14 protein-coding genes and 1 pseudogene are annotated in these 16083 nt (G+C 59.0%); 5 read left to right on the forward strand and 10 right to left on the reverse strand.

Translation table 11 applies throughout. The annotated features are described in order from the left end of the window. Positions 1-7: 7 nt before the first annotated feature. From spoT to KBP52_RS19290, 4 genes are all read right to left on the reverse strand, one after another. Positions 8-2113: a bifunctional GTP diphosphokinase/guanosine-3',5'-bis pyrophosphate 3'-pyrophosphohydrolase gene (spoT, locus tag KBP52_RS19275; protein WP_007920338.1), complete on the reverse strand. Its 2106-nt coding sequence runs from the start codon at positions 2111-2113 to the stop codon at positions 8-10. Positions 2114-2170: 57 nt separating this feature from the next. Continuing rightward, positions 2171-2434, reverse strand: coding sequence for a DNA-directed RNA polymerase subunit omega (rpoZ, locus tag KBP52_RS19280; protein WP_016985812.1), 264 nt, complete (start codon positions 2432-2434; stop codon positions 2171-2173). 168 nt (positions 2435-2602) lie between these two features. Then, positions 2603-3223: a guanylate kinase gene (gmk, locus tag KBP52_RS19285; RefSeq protein ID WP_008078609.1), complete on the reverse strand. Its 621-nt coding sequence runs from the start codon at positions 3221-3223 to the stop codon at positions 2603-2605. A 12-nt stretch (positions 3224-3235) separates the two neighbouring features. Further along, positions 3236-4099 carry a YicC/YloC family endoribonuclease gene (locus KBP52_RS19290; protein WP_077575046.1) on the reverse strand — a complete coding sequence of 288 codons (864 nt, stop codon included), beginning with the start codon at positions 4097-4099 and terminating at the stop codon, positions 3236-3238. A 269-nt stretch (positions 4100-4368) separates the two neighbouring features. On the opposite strand from KBP52_RS19290, the gene rph reads away from it, so the two are divergent. The 3 genes from rph (at position 4369) to gltS (ending at position 7061) form a co-directional block, all read left to right on the forward strand. Continuing rightward, the gene (gene rph / locus KBP52_RS19295; protein ID WP_016985814.1) at positions 4369-5091 is read left to right on the forward strand and encodes a ribonuclease PH; all 723 of its coding nucleotides are present in this window, start codon (positions 4369-4371) and stop codon (positions 5089-5091) included. A 28-nt stretch (positions 5092-5119) separates the two neighbouring features. After that, entirely contained in the window at positions 5120-5488 is a 369-nt protein-coding gene (locus KBP52_RS19300; protein ID WP_007920344.1) for a DUF4870 domain-containing protein, read from the forward strand. A gap of 364 nt (positions 5489-5852) precedes the next feature. Next, the gene (gene gltS / locus KBP52_RS19305) at positions 5853-7061 is read left to right on the forward strand and encodes a sodium/glutamate symporter (RefSeq protein WP_212620780.1); all 1209 of its coding nucleotides are present in this window, start codon (positions 5853-5855) and stop codon (positions 7059-7061) included. 79 nt (positions 7062-7140) lie between these two features. Here gltS and KBP52_RS19310 read toward each other — a convergent pair whose 3' ends face one another. Continuing rightward, on the reverse strand, positions 7141-7920 hold the full coding sequence (locus KBP52_RS19310; RefSeq protein WP_007920349.1) for an exodeoxyribonuclease III: 780 nt from the start codon (positions 7918-7920) through the stop codon (positions 7141-7143). 82 nt (positions 7921-8002) lie between these two features. Between KBP52_RS19310 and pyrE the strand changes: the two genes are divergently transcribed. Further along, positions 8003-8647 carry an orotate phosphoribosyltransferase gene (gene pyrE / locus KBP52_RS19315; protein WP_008078597.1) on the forward strand — a complete coding sequence of 215 codons (645 nt, stop codon included), beginning with the start codon at positions 8003-8005 and terminating at the stop codon, positions 8645-8647. A gap of 168 nt (positions 8648-8815) precedes the next feature. Here pyrE and argB read toward each other — a convergent pair whose 3' ends face one another. The 4 genes and pseudogenes from argB to coaBC all read right to left on the reverse strand — a co-directional run bounded on the left by argB (position 8816) and on the right by coaBC (position 13109). Further along, entirely contained in the window at positions 8816-9721 is a 906-nt protein-coding gene (argB, locus tag KBP52_RS19320) for an acetylglutamate kinase (RefSeq protein ID WP_003229488.1), read from the reverse strand. Positions 9722-9738: 17 nt separating this feature from the next. Then, positions 9739-11142, reverse strand: a pseudogene (locus KBP52_RS19325) (phosphomannomutase/phosphoglucomutase); the annotation flags it as partial. A 297-nt stretch (positions 11143-11439) separates the two neighbouring features. After that, positions 11440-11895, reverse strand: coding sequence for a dUTP diphosphatase (gene dut, locus KBP52_RS19330; protein WP_007920363.1), 456 nt, complete (start codon positions 11893-11895; stop codon positions 11440-11442). A gap of 5 nt (positions 11896-11900) precedes the next feature. After that, entirely contained in the window at positions 11901-13109 is a 1209-nt protein-coding gene (gene coaBC, locus KBP52_RS19335) for a bifunctional phosphopantothenoylcysteine decarboxylase/phosphopantothenate--cysteine ligase CoaBC (protein ID WP_007920365.1), read from the reverse strand. Between the two features lie 133 nt (positions 13110-13242). On the opposite strand from coaBC, the gene radC reads away from it, so the two are divergent. After that, on the forward strand, positions 13243-13917 hold the full coding sequence (gene radC, locus KBP52_RS19340) for a DNA repair protein RadC (protein WP_077575044.1): 675 nt from the start codon (positions 13243-13245) through the stop codon (positions 13915-13917). Positions 13918-14051: 134 nt separating this feature from the next. Here the strand turns inward: radC and KBP52_RS19345 are convergent, their stop codons facing one another. Then, complete coding sequence (locus KBP52_RS19345) at positions 14052-15638, reverse strand: ABC transporter substrate-binding protein (RefSeq protein WP_212620782.1); 1587 nt, start codon at positions 15636-15638, stop codon at positions 14052-14054. Positions 15639-16083: the final 445 nt, after the last annotated feature.

The following is a 16083-nucleotide window of genomic DNA, read 5'->3' on the forward strand; positions in this document are numbered from 1 at the left end:
AGGCAGGTTATGCACGCATGCGGGTGATGCGAATCACCCCGGTCAAGGCGCGCAGCTTCTTGATCACGCGGGCCAGGTGCACACGGTCGTGGACGCTGACCACCAACTGGACCACGCTGATGCGACCATCGCGTTCGTCCATGCTGATTTTCTCGATATTGCCGTCGGCTGCGTTGACGCTGCTGGCCAGCAGGGCGATCAGGCCGCGCTGGTGTTCCAGCTCGACGCGCAGTTCGACGTTGAATTCGCCGGTGACATCCTTGGCCCACGAGAGCTGGATGCATTTTTCCGGGTTGTGCCGGATTTCGCTGATGTTGCGGCAGTTGTCGAGGTGCACGACCATGCCTTTGCCCGCTGACAGGTGCCCGACAATCGGGTCGCCCGGGATCGGCGTGCAGCACTTGGCGTAGCTGAGCACCAGACCTTCGGTGCCGCGAATCGCCAGCGGACCTTCCGGGCTTGGCAACTGTTCGCCTTCGCCGAGCAGGCGGCGGGCAACCACATAGGCCATGCGGTTGCCCAGGCCGATGTCTTCGAGCAAGTCTTCGATCAGTTCGAGGCGGTACTCGGTGAGCATCGCCTTGACGCGTTCGGCCGGGATCTTCTCCAGCGAACTGTCGAAACCGTTGAGCACCTTGTTCAACAGGCGTTCGCCGAGGCTGATGGACTCGGAGCGACGTTGCAATTTCAGCGCATGGCGGATGTGCGTGCGCGCCTTGCCGGTGACGACGAAATTGAGCCACGCCGGATTCGGTCGTGCGCCGGGGGCGCTGACGATCTCGACCGTGGAGCCGCTCTGCAGCGGTTCGGACAGCGGTGCAAGACGGCGGTTGATCCGGCAGGCGATGCAGCTGTTGCCGACGTCGGTGTGTACCGCGTAGGCAAAGTCGACCGCCGTGGAGCCTTTCGGCAGCTCCATGATCCGGCCTTTGGGCGTGAACACGTAGACCTCGTCCGGGAACAGGTCGATCTTCACGCTCTCGATGAATTCCAGCGAGTTGCCGGCACGTTGCTGCATTTCCAGCACGCCTTTGACCCACTGGCGGGCGCGGGCGTGAGTGCCTTTCGGCTGCTCGTCGCCGCTGGATTTGTACAGCCAATGCGCGGCGATGCCGTTGTTGGCCATCTCTTCCATTTCACGGGTACGGATCTGGATCTCGATCGGTACACCGTGCATGCCGAACAGCGTGGTGTGCAGCGACTGATAGCCGTTGGCCTTGGGGATCGCGATGTAATCCTTGAAGCGCCCCGGCAACGGCTTGTACAAATTATGTACAGCGCCGAGTACGCGGTAGCAGGTATCGACCTTGTCGACGATGATCCGGAACGCGTAGACGTCCATGATCTCGTTGAAGGCCCGACGCTTGCCGCGCATTTTCTTGTAGATGCCGTAGAGGTGTTTCTGGCGACCGCTGACTTCGCCCTGGATACCGTCGATGGCGAGGCAATGGCCAAGGGATTCTTCGATCTTGTTGACGATTTCCTTGCGGTTGCCCCGGGCGCGTTTGACCGCCTGGTAGATCCGCGCGGAACGCATCGGGTGCATGGCCTTGAAACCGAGGTCTTCGAATTCGATGCGGATCGCATGCATGCCCAGCCGATTGGCGATGGGCGCGTAGATTTCGAGGGTTTCCTTGGCGATGCGTCGGCGCTTTTCACCGGACAGCACTTCCAGCGTGCGCATGTTATGCAGGCGGTCGGCGAGTTTGACCAGGATCACGCGAATGTCGCGCGCCATGGCCATGGCCATTTTCTGGAAGTTTTCGGCTTGGGCTTCGGCCTTGGTCTCGAAATTCATCTGGGTCAGTTTGCTGACCCCGTCGACCAGTTCGGCCACGGTTTCACCGAACTGCGCTTGCAGCGCTTCTTTGGCGATACCGGTGTCTTCGATCACGTCATGCAGCATCGCGGCCATCAGGCTCTGATGGTCCATGTGCATGTCGGCAAGAATATTGGCCACGGCAAGAGGATGCGTGACGTACGCCTCGCCGCTGCGACGGCGCTGACCGTCATGGGCTTGTTCGGCGTAGAAATACGCTCGGCGGACCAGGTTGACCTGGTCATTGCCGAGGTAGGTCGATAAGCGATCGGCGAGGGCGTCTATGCTCGGCATGATAATTCCTGCCGTAAGCTGTGATCCCGCGCCGTGCTACGTCGACCAGGCATAGGCTTAGACGGCCTCGTTGGACTCGTCCTCGAACGCTGCGAACAGCGGCTCATCCTGGACGATTTCCTGCTCGGCGATGAACTCGTAGCTCATCAGGCCTTCAGCGATTTCACGCAGCGCTACAACGGTAGGCTTGTCGTTTTCCCACTGAACCAGTGGCTCTTTGCCGCCGGTGGCCAGTTGACGGGCACGTTTGGTAGAGAGCATGACCAGCTCAAAACGGTTTTCCACGTGGTTCAGGCAGTCTTCAACGGTTACGCGGGCCATGGTATTCCTCGGAGCGAATGCAATATGCGCGCTGCCCGGTTGGGCGAGCGGACTCAACAGTTTAAAAAATCACCAGCGATTAGGGAAGCGCTGATTTTTTGACCAAGCCCTTCAACGCGCTGCAAGCACCAATGTAAAGCGCTTGCAGCTGTTTTGGGAAGTGCTGTTTTAACCCAGCAACTCAGCCAGCAATTTGCCGAAACGTACCTGCTGGCGTTTCTGCTGCAGCTGATTGGCGCGGAAAATCGCCTTCAGATCGTCCAGTGCGTGAGCAAAATCGTCGTTGATGATCAGGTAGTCGTACTCGACATAGTGACTCATCTCGCTGACCGCTTCGCGCATCCGCCCGTCTATGATCTCGTCGCTGTCCTGGCCGCGGTTGGTCAGGCGCTGGTGCAGGGCCTGCAGCGACGGCGGCAGGATAAAGATTGAGCGTGCTTGCGGCATCAGCTTGCGCACTTGCTCGGCGCCCTGCCAGTCGATTTCCAGAATCAGGTCGTGACCTTCGTCCAGCGTCTGCTGCAGGCGGCTTTGCGAAGTGCCGTAGAAGTTGCCGAAGACTTCGGCGCGTTCGAGGAAGTCGCCATGCTCGCCCATCTTCACGAACTCTTCGCGGGTCACGAAGTGATAGTTCACGCCGTCCACTTCGCCCGGGCGCATGGCGCGGGTGGTGTGGGAAACCGAAACGCGAATTTCCGGTATGGCGTCGGTCAACGCCTTGACCAGGCTGCTCTTGCCCGCGCCAGATGGCGCGGAAATGATGTACAGGGTGCCGGTGCTGTGGGTCATGTCGGGGTTGCCTTACTCAATATTCTGCACTTGTTCACGCATCTGCTCGATCAACACCTTGAGGTTGACGGCGGCTTGAGTGCTGCGCGGGTCGAAGGCCTTGGAGCCCAGTGTGTTGGCTTCGCGGTTGAGTTCCTGCATCAGGAAATCGAGGCGGCGTCCGGCCGCGCCGCCGGATTTGAGCACCCGGCGTACTTCGATAATGTGGGTGCTCAGGCGATCCAGTTCTTCGGCCACGTCGCTCTTTTGCGCGAGGATGACCATTTCCTGTTCGAGGCGCTGAGGGTCCAGTTCGGCCTTCATGTCGGTGAAGCGATCGAGGACTTTCTGGCGTTGGGTGGCGAGCATCTGCGGGACCAGTTCACGCAGGGTGACGACGTCTTCTTCAATGGAAGTCAGGCGCTCGTTGATCAGGCGTGCCAGCTCCGCGCCTTCGCGCTCGCGGCCAGCCTTCAACTCTTTCAGGCCTTGATTGAACAGGGCCAGTGCGTCGGCGTTCAATGCCTGCGGGTCGGCCGCATCGCCCACCAGTACGCCGGGCCAGGCCAGCACTTCCAGGGGATTGAGTGCGGCAGGATTCTTGATCAGACCGGCAACGGTCTCGGCCGCAGCGACCAGTTGCGCGGCGCGCTCGCGATCGACTTGCAGGGTTTTGCCGGTGCTTTCTTCGGTGAACCGCAGGGTGCATTCGAGTTTGCCCCGCGACAGACCCTGACGCAGCGCTTCACGCACCGCGCCTTCGAGGTCGCGAAACGACTCCGGCAAACGCAGGTGCGGTTCAAGGTAGCGGCTGTTGACCGAGCGCAGTTCCCAGCTCAGGGTGCCCTGTGCGCCGGCTTTCTCGACGCGGGCGAAGGCGGTCATGCTGTGCACCATGGCGGTGACCTCGCAATGCAGATCGGCGCAGCAGGATGTTCCGCAGGCTCGATATCAATGAATTTAAGCCGACTGGCAGCAAAGGCGCAGGATTGTAGCGCAGTGCGGCGAATGCGCCCAAACACACGGTGTGACAAAGGGCTGCAGCCCGTCGGTAATCGGTGTTTCAGGGGCTTTGATCGTCGCCCGGATTTTTTAACGAGTGCCCAGGCGCGGTGCAGCGCTCTATAATGCTCGGCAGTTTTCCGTCCCCAGTACAGGTATTCCCTATGAAACGTCCAAGTGGTCGCGCTGCCGATCAGCTCCGCTCGATCCGCATTACCCGCAACTACACCAAACACGCCGAGGGATCCGTACTGGTCGAATTCGGTGATACCAAAGTCATCTGCACCGTCAGCGTCGAAAACGGCGTGCCGCGCTTCCTCAAAGGCCAGGGCCAAGGCTGGTTGACTGCCGAATACGGCATGCTGCCGCGTGCTACCGGCGAGCGTAACCAGCGTGAAGCGAGCCGTGGCAAGCAGGGCGGTCGCACCCTGGAAATCCAGCGTCTGATCGGTCGTTCCCTGCGCGCGGCGCTGGACATGTCCAAGCTAGGCGACGTGACCCTGTACGTCGACTGCGACGTGATCCAGGCTGACGGTGGTACTCGCACCGCTTCGATCACCGGCGCCATGGTTGCGCTGGTTGATGCATTGAAAGTGATCAAGAAGCGTGGTGGCCTGAAGGGCGGCGATCCGCTCAAGCAGATGATTGGTGCCGTGTCGGTAGGCATGTATCAGGGCGAGGCCGTGCTGGATCTGGACTATCTTGAAGATTCCGCTGCCGAGACTGACCTCAACGTAGTGATGACCAGCACCGGTGGTTTCATCGAAGTGCAGGGCACCGCCGAAGGCGCGCCGTTCCAGCCTGAAGACTTGAACGCCATGCTGGAGCTGGCCAAGCAGGGCATGAACGAAATCTTCGAACTGCAAAAGGCTGCACTGGCCGACTGAGCAGGTTGATAACCGCAAGGAGGACGCGATGAGTGACGAGCAAGAGTTGCTGCCCAAACCGAGCCAAGAGGTTCGCCAATGGGCGATGTTTTGTCACTTGTCCGCCTTGCTGGGGATCTGGATTCCGTTCGGCAATCTGATCGGACCGTTGATCCTCTGGCAGATGAAGCGCGAAACGGACCCGTTCATCGATGCTCAAGGTAAAGAGGCGCTGAATTTTCAGATTACCGTCGCCATCGCATCGTTGATCTGCTTTCTGTTGATGGTGTTGATCATCGGTTTCTTTCTGTTGGGAATACTGGCTATCGGCGCACTGGTTTTGACGATCATTGCGGGGGTGAAGGCTAATGAAGGCTTCCCGTACCGATATCCGTTTACCTGGCGGTTGATCAAATAAAAGCTCGCCCAGTTTAAAAAATGCCCTGAGATGTCAGGGCATTTTTATTTGCGCAACTAAAGTAATCTCTTTGGTGTGTAGGAATAATCTTGTTGCGATGAGTGGCAAGTAACATTTTATATCAATGGCGTAATTACACTTTTTGTCACAACTGCAGTGGCTTGGTTCTGGTTCATATCATTGGAATCACAGATGGCGATTGTTAAAGTTGCCGGGCTAATATTTCTTCTGAAATATTAAGATATATTCAAGCCAACGAAGGCTCTTGAATTCCACAGTAATCAGTGTTGAGACAATCAGCCGGTTCATGAGGCGGGTGCAGGTAAAAAGCGCGCCTCTGAATATATAGCCAAGAATAATCCCAATGATTCAGCTCGATTTTTACGGAACACTTGTGGCCGCGTCCTTAGTACTTCTGCTAGGGCGCGGGCTAGTTAGGCGTGTTGGTTTCATGCGCAGTTACAATATCCCTGAACCTGTAGCGGGTGGGCTGGTAGTTGCCTTGCTGTTGTTGCTGCTGCGAACGTTCGATGTTGAAGTTCGTTTCGATACTTCCCTGCAGACACCTTTGATGCTGGCCTTTTTTGCCACCATCGGTTTAAGCGCAGACTTCGCCAGTCTGAAGAAAGGTGGCCGGATAGTGGGGATATTTCTACTGGCGGTCACCGGGCTGTTGGTGGTGCAGAATGCGATGGGGATCGGGTTGGCAAAAATGCTCGGGCTCGATCCATTGATGGGACTGCTGACCGGCTCGATTACCCTGGCGGGCGGTCACGGCACGGGTGCAGCGTGGGGCACGGTATTCGGTGAGAAGTACGGTCTGGCCTCAGCGTCCGAACTGGCGATGGCTTCCGCGACGTTTGGTCTGGTGCTGGGTGGTTTGATCGGCGGGCCGGTGGCGCGGTTGCTCATCAAGCGTGTGGAAGTGCCGGGTTGCAATCAGCAGGACGCGCCACGATTGCCAAAAGGTTTCGAGCAGCCGAACAAGGAGCGCTCGATCACGCCCTTTTCGTTTGTCGAAACCCTGGCGCTGATTGCAGTCAGCCTGCTGGCGGGCAATCTGTTGAATGGGCTGCTGCACGGGACTGCATTCGAGTTGCCGACGTTTGTTTGCGTCCTGTTTGTAGGCGTGGTGTTGCGCAACGGTCTTTCAGCGTTGGGCTTGTATCAGGTGTTTGAGCGTGAGGTCTCGGTACTGGGCAATGTCAGCCTGTCGCTGTTTCTGGCGATCGCCCTGATGTCGCTCAAGTTGTGGGATCTGGCGGCGCTGGCGTTGCCGATCTTCATCATTCTGGCTGTGCAGGCGCTGGTCATGGCGCTGTTCGCGATCTTCGTTACATTCCGGGTGATGGGCCGCAACTACGATGCGGCCGTGCTAGCGGCAGGGCATTGCGGTTTTGGCCTGGGTGCCACGCCGACTGCCATTGCCAACATGCAGGCCGTGACGCAGCGCTACGGCCCCTCGCAGATCGCGTTTCTGGTGGTGCCGATGGTCGGGGCGTTCTTCATCGACATTATCAATGTCGTCGTGATCAAGCTGTACTTGATGTTGCCGTTCTTCGCCGCCGTCTGAATTCGATTCCGTCTTGAGCGCAGGCACAAAAAATGCCCGTATCTTGCGATACGGGCATTTTTTGTACTGCGAACGGCGCTTAGATGGTCAGCGTCCAGTCGTAGTCGACGATCAGTGGTGCGTGCTGCGAGAACCGCGGCTGACGTGGCAGGCGTGCGCTGCGTACGAAGCGTCGCAGGCCTGGAGTCAGGATCTGGTAATCGAAGCGCCAGCCCAGATTGAGCATCTCGGCCTGTTCGTTATCCGGCCACCAGCTGTACTGGTCGCCTTCACGACTGACTTCGCGCAGGGCATCGACATAACCCATGTTGCCGACAATCTCGTCCATCCAGGCGCGTTCTGGCGCCAGGAAGCCCGGGGATTGCTGGCTGTCGCGCCAGTTTTTGATGTCGAGCTTCTGCTGCGCCACGTACAGCGAGCCACAATAAATGTACTCGCGACGTTTGCGTCGCTGTTTGTCCAGGTACTTGCCGAAGTCGTCCATGAGCTTGAACTTCTGGTTCAAGTCCTCATCGCCGTTCATCCCCGAAGGGAGCAGCAAGGTGGCAATACTGACTTTGTCGAAATCTGCTTGCAGGTAGCGCCCGTAGCGGTCGGCCGTCTCGAAACCGAGACCGCTGATGACAGCCTTCGGTTGCAACCGCGAGTACAAAGCCACGCCACCTTGGGCGGGGACTTCAGCATCGCAGGCATAAAGGAAGTAGCCATCCAGTTGGAAGGCTGGGTCATCCAGTTCAAAGGCGGAGGCACGGGTGTCCTGCAGGCAGATGACGTCGGCATTCTGTGCTTGCAGCCAACTGAGCAAACCACGCTCGACTGCAGCCTGAATACCATTGACGTTCACACTGATGATCCGCATAAATGGCCCCAAAAATCGCGTGCGTGTATGATACACGGCGTCAAGCTAATTAGCTAAATCCGTGGTATTTGGGGTTTTTTTCATGCAAGCGTATCAGCGCGATTTCATTCGTTTTGCCATCGATCGCGGCGTTTTGCGCTTCGGTGAGTTCACCCTGAAGTCCGGGCGCACCAGTCCTTACTTCTTCAACGCCGGCCTGTTCAACTCGGGTTCGGCCCTGGCGCAACTGGGGCGTTTCTACGCGGCAGCCATTGCCGAAAGCGGCATTCCCTTCGACGTTCTGTTCGGCCCGGCCTACAAAGGCATCCCGTTGGCGGCGACCACTGCCGTGGCGCTGGCCGAGCACCACGACCGTGATCTGCCGTGGTGCTTCAACCGCAAGGAAGCCAAGGCCCACGGCGAAGGCGGCAGTCTGGTCGGCGCGCCGTTGACCGGTGACGTACTGATCATTGATGACGTGATTACCGCCGGTACAGCAATCCGCGAAGTGATGCAGATCATCGCCTCGCAGGACGGCGCCAAGGCTGCCGGTGTGCTGATCGCCCTGAACCGTCAGGAGCGTGGCAACGGTGAGTTGTCGGCAATCCAGGAAGTCGAGCGCGACTTCGGCATTCCGGTGATCAGCATTGTTTCGTTGAATCAGGTGCTGGAATTCCTCGCCGACGATCCGCAGCTCAAGCAACACCTGCCAGCCGTGGAAGCCTACCGCGCCCAGTTCGGCGTTTAACCGCAGAGCACTGTGGGAGCGAGCCTGCTCGCGAAGAGGTCTTCACATTCAGCATTGATGTGATGCAGAGGCCGCTTTCGCGAGCAGGCTCGCTCCCACAGGGATTGCGGTGCAAAAAAAGACCCCGCTCAGCCAGGCTGAGCGGGGTCTTTTTGTTTGCACTAAAGCTTAAGGACGCTTGCGATTGCTGATCAGCGTACCCACACCGGTGTCGGTGAAGATTTCCAGCAGGATCGCGTTCGGCACGCGACCGTCGATGATCAGCGAGCTGCCCACACCGCCCTGAACCGCTTCCAGTGCGCAGCGGATCTTCGGCAGCATGCCGCCGTAGATGGTGCCGTCGGCGATCAGATCGTCGACCTGCTGGGTGCTCAGGCCGGTCAGCACGGTGCCCGACTTGTCCATCAGGCCGGCGATGTTGGTCAGCAGCATCAGCTTTTCGGCTTTCAGTGCTTCGGCGACTTTGCCGGCCACCAGATCAGCGTTGATGTTGTACGACTCGCCGTTTTCACCGACGCCAATCGGCGCAATCACCGGGATGAAATTGCCTTTTACCAGCAGGTTCAGCAGTTCGGTGTTGATCCCGACCACTTCGCCCACCTGACCGATGTCGATGATTTCAGGCTGGGTCATCTCCGGGGTCTGACGGGTGACGGTCAGTTTCTTTGCGCGAATCAGCCCGGCGTCTTTACCGGTCAGGCCGATGGCGCTACCGCCGTGACGGTTGATCAGGTTGACGATGCTTTTGTTGACCTGACCGCCCAAGACCATTTCCACCACGTCCATGGTCGCCGCGTCGGTGACGCGCATGCCATCGACGAAGTGGCTTTCGATCGACAGGCGCTTGAGCAGATCACCGATCTGCGGGCCGCCGCCGTGCACGACCACCGGGTTGATGCCAACGGCTTTCATCAGCACGATGTCGCGGGCGAAGCCGGTTTTCAGCTCCTCGCTTTCCATCGCGTTGCCGCCGTATTTGATCACCAGGGTCTTGCCGACATAGCGTCGGATGTAAGGCAACGCTTCGGACAGGACCTGGGCGGTATGGGCGGCGGCTTCGCGTTCGAGGGTCATTCAGGGCTCCGGGTGGATCAGAACGGTAGTTGGAGATCAGGTGCAACGCGTTTCAGTTGGGTGTGGAACACATCCTTGATGCGTTGCAATTCAGCCTCGTCATCGGCCTCGAAACGCAGCACCAGCACCGGTGTGGTGTTGGACGCGCGCACCAGGCCCCAGCCTTTGGCGTAATCGACTCGCACGCCGTCGATGGTGGTCAGGTCAGCGCCTGCGCCCCACTGTGCGTCGTGCAGAGCATCAATGATGCTGAATTTGCTCTCTTCGGTCACATGGATATTGATTTCCGGCGTAGAAATATCGTTCGGGAAGGTCGCAAACAGCTCTTCCGCGGTGGATTTTTCCTTGCTGAGGATCTCCAGCAACCGTGCGGCGCTGTAGATACCGTCGTCGAAACCGAACCAGCGCTCCTTGAAGAAGATGTGCCCGCTCATTTCGCCGGCCAATAGTGCACCGGATTGTTTCATTTTCTTTTTGATCAACGAATGACCGGTCTTCCACATTAGCGGACGACCGCCGTATTCCTTGATCAGCGGCACCAAACGACGGGTGCATTTGACGTCGAAAATGATCTCGGCGTCCGGGTTGCGCGCCACCACGTCACGGGCGAACAGCATCAGCAGGCGATCCGGGTAGACAATGCTGCCGGTGTTGGTCACCACGCCGACACGGTCGCCGTCGCCGTCGAAGGCCAGGCCGATGTCGGCGTTGGTTTCCTTGACCTTGGCGATCAGGTCGACGAGGTTCTCAGGCTTGCCCGGATCCGGATGATGGTTCGGGAAGTTGCCGTCGACTTCGCAGAACAGCGGAATCACTTCGCAGTTCAGCGCTTCGATCAGTTGCGGGGCAATCACGCCGGCCGCGCCGTTGCCGCAGTCGACCACGACCTTCATGCGCCGGGCCAGTTTGATGTCCTGGACGATTTCGGTGTTGTAGCGGTCGAGGATTTCGACCTGGGTGACGCTGCCGGTGCCGCTGCTCAAGTTGTTGGTCTTGATGCGCTCATGCAGCACCTGAATCTGTTCGTTGGCGAGGGTGTCGCCGGCGATGACGATCTTGAAGCCGTTGTAGTTCGACGGGTTGTGGCTGCCGGTGAGCATCACGCCCGACTTGCCGGCCAGCACGTTGGCGGCGTAGTACAGCGCCGGCGTCGGCACCAGGCCAACGTCGCTGACATGGCAGCCGCTTTCGGCGATACCGCGAATCAGCTCGGCCACCAGCTCCGGGCCGGACAAGCGACCGTCGCGACCGACGGAAACATTTGGTTCACCTTGGGCCAGGCTCTGCGAACCAATGGCGCGGCCGATCCAGTAAGCGGTTTCGGCATTGAGGAATTCCGGCACGGTGCCGCGAATGTCATAGGCGCGGAAAATGCTGTCGGGCAGCTTCGGGGCAATCTTGGCTGGGGTGCTCATCTACGGAAATGCTCCATCTCGAAAGTGGCGGGACAGACCGACGAATCGTTCGACGGCAGGCTCAAACTGAAGGGTATGACGGCGTTTTCCACAGAGAGTTCGTGGTATGAAAGGGCCATGACGCCTCGGCTGGCGTGGCTTTCGGCCGGCAAAACCTTGATTTACGGCGGTAAACCTTTCAGCCGATCTGCCTGAAATTTCCCCCTGTAGGAGCTGCCGCAGGCTGCGATCTTTGGTCTTGATCGTAGAAAACCAAATCAAAAGATCGCAGCCTTCGGCAGCCCCTACAGACGATGACGCCGGTTACTTGGTGCCGGTATGACCAAACCCGCCGGTACCGCGTTCGGTTTCGACGAACTCTTCAACCATTTCGAAATGCGCCTGCACCACCGGTACCAGCACCAGTTGCGCCAGACGTTCACCGACGGTCATGGTGAAGTCGGTCTGGCCACGGTTCCAGCAGGACACCATCAGCGGGCCCTGGTAATCCGAATCGATCAGGCCGACGAGGTTGCCCAGCACGATGCCGTGCTTATGGCCCATGCCCGAGCGCGGCAGGATCAGCGCGGCGAGGTTCGGGTCGCCGATGTAAACCGACAGACCGGTGGGGATCAGCACAGTTTCACCCGGCTTGATCACAATGTCCTGATCCAGCATGGCGCGCAGGTCGAGGCCGGCGGAGCCCGGGGTGGCGTATTGCGGCAGCGGGAATTCGCTGCCGATGCGTGGGTCGAGGATCTTGGCTTGCAAAGCGTGCATGTAAATTAAACCTGGTTCAGACGTTCGGCGATAAAAGTGACCAGTTGGCGAGCGATCTTGCTCTTGCTGGTCTGGGCGAAAACCGTGGCGTGCAGCGCACGGTCAATCACGCTGCAGGCGTTTTCTTCGCTGTTGAAACCGATGCTCGGGTTGGCGACGTCGTTGGCGACGATCAAATCGAGATTCTTGTCCTTCAGCTTGCGTGCAGCGTAGTCGAGCAGGTGTTCGGTCTCGGCGGCAAAGCCGACACTGAACGGACGGTCGGGACGGGTCGCGATGGTGGCGAGGATGTCCGGGTTACGCACCATTTGCAGGACGAAGCCGTCACCGCTCGTAGGATCTTTCTTGAGTTTTTGCGGGGCGACGACTTCCGGACGGTAGTCCGCAACGGCAGCCGAGGCGATAAACACATCGCACGGGATCGCCGATTCGCAAGCCGCGAGCATGTCGCGGGCGCTGACCACGTCGATACGGGTGACGCGATCCGGCGTCGGCAGGTGCACCGGGCCGCTGATCAGCGTGACGCGGGCGCCGGCTTCAACCGCGGCTTCGGCGAGGGCAAAGCCCATTTTGCCGGAGCTGTGGTTGGTGATGTAGCGCACCGGGTCGATGTTTTCCTGGGTCGGGCCAGCGGTGATCACCACGTGCTTGCCGGTCAGCGCCTGACGCTGGAAGCAGTCCGCTGCGCATTGCGCCAGATCGGTGGCTTCCATCATCCGGCCCATGCCGACGTCGCCACAGGCCTGGCTGCCCGAGGCCGGGCCGAAGGTCTTCAGGCCACGGCTTTCCAAGAGTTGCAGGTTGGCCTGGGTCGCCGGATCGCGCCACATCGCCTGATTCATCGCTGGAGCAACGGCGACGACAGCGTCGGTGGCCAGCACCAGGGTGGTCAGCAAATCGTTGGCGATGCCTTGGGCCAGGCGGGCGATCAGGTCGGCGGTAGCCGGGGCGATCAGCACCAGATCGGCCCACTTGGCCAGCTCGATGTGGCCCATCGCGGCTTCAGCGGCCGGGTCGAGCAGGTCGAGGTGTACCGGGTGGCCGGACAAGGCCTGCATGGTCAGCGGGGTGATGAACTCGGCGCCACCGTGGGTCATGACCACGCGCACTTCGGCGCCCTGGTCGATCAGGCGACGAACCAGATCGGCGCTCTTGTAGGCCGCGATGCCGCCGCCGACGCCCAGAACGATGCGTTTCCGATACAGCCGCTGCATAGGTCTGCCTTTCATTTCGTTGATGACTGCGATGCGATGCCCCTCCCCAGGGTTGAATCGACCGCAAAAAAGATGGGCTACGATATCACAGCGACCGCTACGGAACAGCGGCGCCCACAGACAGGGAATGTGTATGAGTATTCGCGATTGGCCTGCGGCGGAACGCCCGCGGGAAAGGTTATTGGAACACGGGGCAGCGAGCCTTTCGGACGCTGAGTTATTGGCGATTTTTCTGCGTACCGGATTGCCCGGAATAAGCGCTGTGGACCTGGCGCGCAATCTGTTGACTCAATTCGGCAGCCTGCGTTTGCTGCTTGAGGCCGATCAGCACGCATTCAGCAAACAATTGGGACTCGGGCCGGCGAAGTTTGCGCAACTGCAAGCGGCTCAGGAAATGAACAGGCGGCATCTGGCTGAGAAATCACGGCAGAAACCAGCCCTGGAAAACCCTCAGGTCGTTCGCGATTATCTGAAATCGATGCTGCGTCACGAACCGCATGAGGTGTTTGGTTGCCTGTTTCTCGACTCCAAACATCAAGTACTGAATTTCGAGATCCTGTTTCGCGGCTCGATCGACAACACCAGCGTGCATCCCCGCGAGGTGGTTAAGCGATGTTTGGCCAATAACGCGGCGGCGCTGATCCTGTGCCACAACCATCCATCGGGGAATACCGACCCCAGTCAGGCTGATCGATTACTGACCAAGCGACTGCAAAAGGCGCTGGAGTTGATTGACGTGCGGGTGCTGGATCACTTCATCGTTGGCGATGGTGAGCCGTTATCAATGGCGGAGTGTGGCTGGATGTAACGCTCAGGGGAAAAACGCTAAACCCCTGTAGGAGTGAGCCTGCTCGCGATAGCAATTTTCCAGTCACCGAATGGGTTGACTGAAATGACGCCATCGCGAGCAGGCTCACTCCTACAGGTGGTGTGCTGGGCAGGTTATTTCAGGTTGACCTTGGAATAGTCCTGCCGGCCAAACGGGCTAACCGAATAACCCTGTACGTCCTTGCGTGTGAGCGCATAGGCCGTCGGGTGCGCCAACGGCAGCCACAACGCCTGTTGCTGGATCTGCGTCTGCGCCTGCTCATACAGCTTGGTGCGCACACCTTGCTCGCTAGTGGTCTTGCCCGCACTGATCAACTTGTCCAGATCAGCGTTGCAGTACCGCGCAAAGTTGGTGCCGGACTTGACCGCTGCGCAGGAAAACTGCGGCGTGAGGAAGTTATCCGGGTCGCCGTTATCGCCGGCCCAGCCCATGAACAGCAGGTCATGCTCGCCGGCCTTGGCGCGGCGAATCAGTTCGCCCCACTCGATCACGCGGATTTCCGCCTGAATGCCGATTTCCGCCAGATCTGACTGCAACATCTGTGCGCCCAGGCTTGGGTTCGGATTCAGCAGGCTGCCGGAAGGACGCGTCCAGATGGTGGTCTGGAAACCGTCCTTCAACCCGGCCTTGGCCAGCAATGCCTTGGCTTTGGCGACATCGTGCGGGTAACCCGGCAGGTTCTTCGCGTAACTCCAGGTGTTCGGCGGGTAAGGGCCGTTCGCGGCTTCGGCAGTGTCTTCGAACACGGCTTTGATGTAGTTGGCCTTGTCGAACGCGAGGTTGATTGCCTGACGCACTTCCGGCTTGTCCAACGGTGGATGCTGACTGTTGATACCGACGAACGCGGTCATGAACGCGTCAGTCTTTTCGACTTTCAGTGTCGGTTCTTTCAGCGCGGCCTGTACGTCCAACGGTTTTGGCGACAGGGCGATCTGGCATTCATTGCGCCGCAGTTTTTGCAGGCGCACGTTAGCGTCCGGGGTGATGGCGAAGATCAACGGATCCACCGCAGGCTTGCCACCGAAGTAATCCGGGTTGGCCTTGTAACGGATCGCTGCGTCTTTCTGGAAACGGTTGAAGACGAACGGGCCGGTGCCGATCGGCTGGCTGTTGAGCTTGTCCGTCGTGCCGGCCTTCATCAGTTTGTCGGCGTATTCGGCGGAGTAGATCGAAGCGAAGCCCATGCTCAGAGTCGCCAGGAACGTAGAGTCCGGGTGATCGAGGGTGAAGCGCACGGTCAGCGGATCAAGTGCGTCGATTTTCTTGATCAGTGCAGGTAACTGCATCGACTGCGCATGGGGGAAGCCGCTTTGAGCAACCTTGTGCCACGGGTTGGCCGGGTCGAGCATGCGGTCGAAGCTGAATTTGACGTCTTCGGCGGTCAGCTCACGGTTCGGCTTGAAGTATTCAGTCGTGTGAAACTTCACCTGCGGATGCAGCTTGAACACGTAAGTCAGGCCGTCGGTGCTGACTTCCCAGCTGTCGGCCAGGCTTGGCACGACTTTGCCGCTGGCGGTGTCGAAATCCACCAGACGGTTCATCAGCACGTCGGCCGAGGCGTTGGTGGTGGTCAGCGAGTTGTACTGCACCACGTCGAACCCTTCAGGGCTGGCCTCGGTGCAGACGCTCAGCGCGGCGGCCTGGGCCAGGGGGCTCAGCAGGAGCGGGGCGAGCAACAGGGGTAGGGCAGCGAGGCGCATGGTCGGTTTCCTTTTACAGATCGAAGGCCCATCTGCAAGTGCAGTCTGGAAAAGGCCTACCCTAGAGGTCTGGATTACAAATGACTATCCCCTTTTTGCATTTTCGGGGCACAGTAATGGCCGTTTTTCAGGCTGCGGGGCGCGGCCAAAAGTCTGAAACACCCGCAAGGGTGGTTTTCTGCGACGAGTGGTAAAAATCGATGCCAGCCTTTATCCAAGGCGTTCGCAGGCTGAAAAAGCGCCTTTTTGTGGATTGTTTGCACACCGAATGTTGTTGCTCCGAAGTCTTTCTGGTATAAAGCAGCGCTCTTTTCTAGGGGCCCGGTTCCTTCACTGTAGGTGTAGCCGGTAAGACCTCTAAAGAAACGCGGCGCCTGGCGCCAAATGACTGAGAGATTAAGCGGCCAACCCATGCCGGGTTGGGCATGTGGTTTTAGAGGGCTGA

This window comes from Pseudomonas sp. SCA2728.1_7 (assembly GCF_018138145.1).
In the GTDB taxonomy this organism is placed as follows: domain Bacteria; phylum Pseudomonadota; class Gammaproteobacteria; order Pseudomonadales; family Pseudomonadaceae; genus Aquipseudomonas; species Aquipseudomonas koreensis_A.

What these genes read in the sequence shown, in the direction of transcription:
- KBP52_RS19310 (WP_007920349.1), bottom strand. Translation starts at nt 7,920, where the DNA reads ATGCGGATCATCAGTGTGAACGTCAATGGTATTCAGGCTGCAGTCGAG.
- KBP52_RS19345 (WP_212620782.1), bottom strand. Translation starts at nt 15,638, where the DNA reads ATGCGCCTCGCTGCCCTACCCCTGTTGCTCGCCCCGCTCCTGCTGAGC.
- dut (WP_007920363.1), bottom strand. Translation starts at nt 11,895, where the DNA reads ATGCACGCTTTGCAAGCCAAGATCCTCGACCCACGCATCGGCAGCGAA.
- coaBC (WP_007920365.1), bottom strand. Translation starts at nt 13,109, where the DNA reads ATGCAGCGGCTGTATCGGAAACGCATCGTTCTGGGCGTCGGCGGCGGC.
- radC (WP_077575044.1), top strand. Translation starts at nt 13,243, where the DNA reads ATGAGTATTCGCGATTGGCCTGCGGCGGAACGCCCGCGGGAAAGGTTA.
- pyrE (WP_008078597.1), top strand. Translation starts at nt 8,003, where the DNA reads ATGCAAGCGTATCAGCGCGATTTCATTCGTTTTGCCATCGATCGCGGC.
- gmk (WP_008078609.1), bottom strand. Translation starts at nt 3,223, where the DNA reads ATGACCCACAGCACCGGCACCCTGTACATCATTTCCGCGCCATCTGGC.
- gltS (WP_212620780.1), top strand. Translation starts at nt 5,853, where the DNA reads ATGATTCAGCTCGATTTTTACGGAACACTTGTGGCCGCGTCCTTAGTA.
- spoT (WP_007920338.1), bottom strand. Translation starts at nt 2,113, where the DNA reads ATGCCGAGCATAGACGCCCTCGCCGATCGCTTATCGACCTACCTCGGC.
- argB (WP_003229488.1), bottom strand. Translation starts at nt 9,721, where the DNA reads ATGACCCTCGAACGCGAAGCCGCCGCCCATACCGCCCAGGTCCTGTCC.
- KBP52_RS19290 (WP_077575046.1), bottom strand. Translation starts at nt 4,099, where the DNA reads ATGGTGCACAGCATGACCGCCTTCGCCCGCGTCGAGAAAGCCGGCGCA.
- rpoZ (WP_016985812.1), bottom strand. Translation starts at nt 2,434, where the DNA reads ATGGCCCGCGTAACCGTTGAAGACTGCCTGAACCACGTGGAAAACCGT.
- rph (WP_016985814.1), top strand. Translation starts at nt 4,369, where the DNA reads ATGAAACGTCCAAGTGGTCGCGCTGCCGATCAGCTCCGCTCGATCCGC.
- KBP52_RS19300 (WP_007920344.1), top strand. Translation starts at nt 5,120, where the DNA reads ATGAGTGACGAGCAAGAGTTGCTGCCCAAACCGAGCCAAGAGGTTCGC.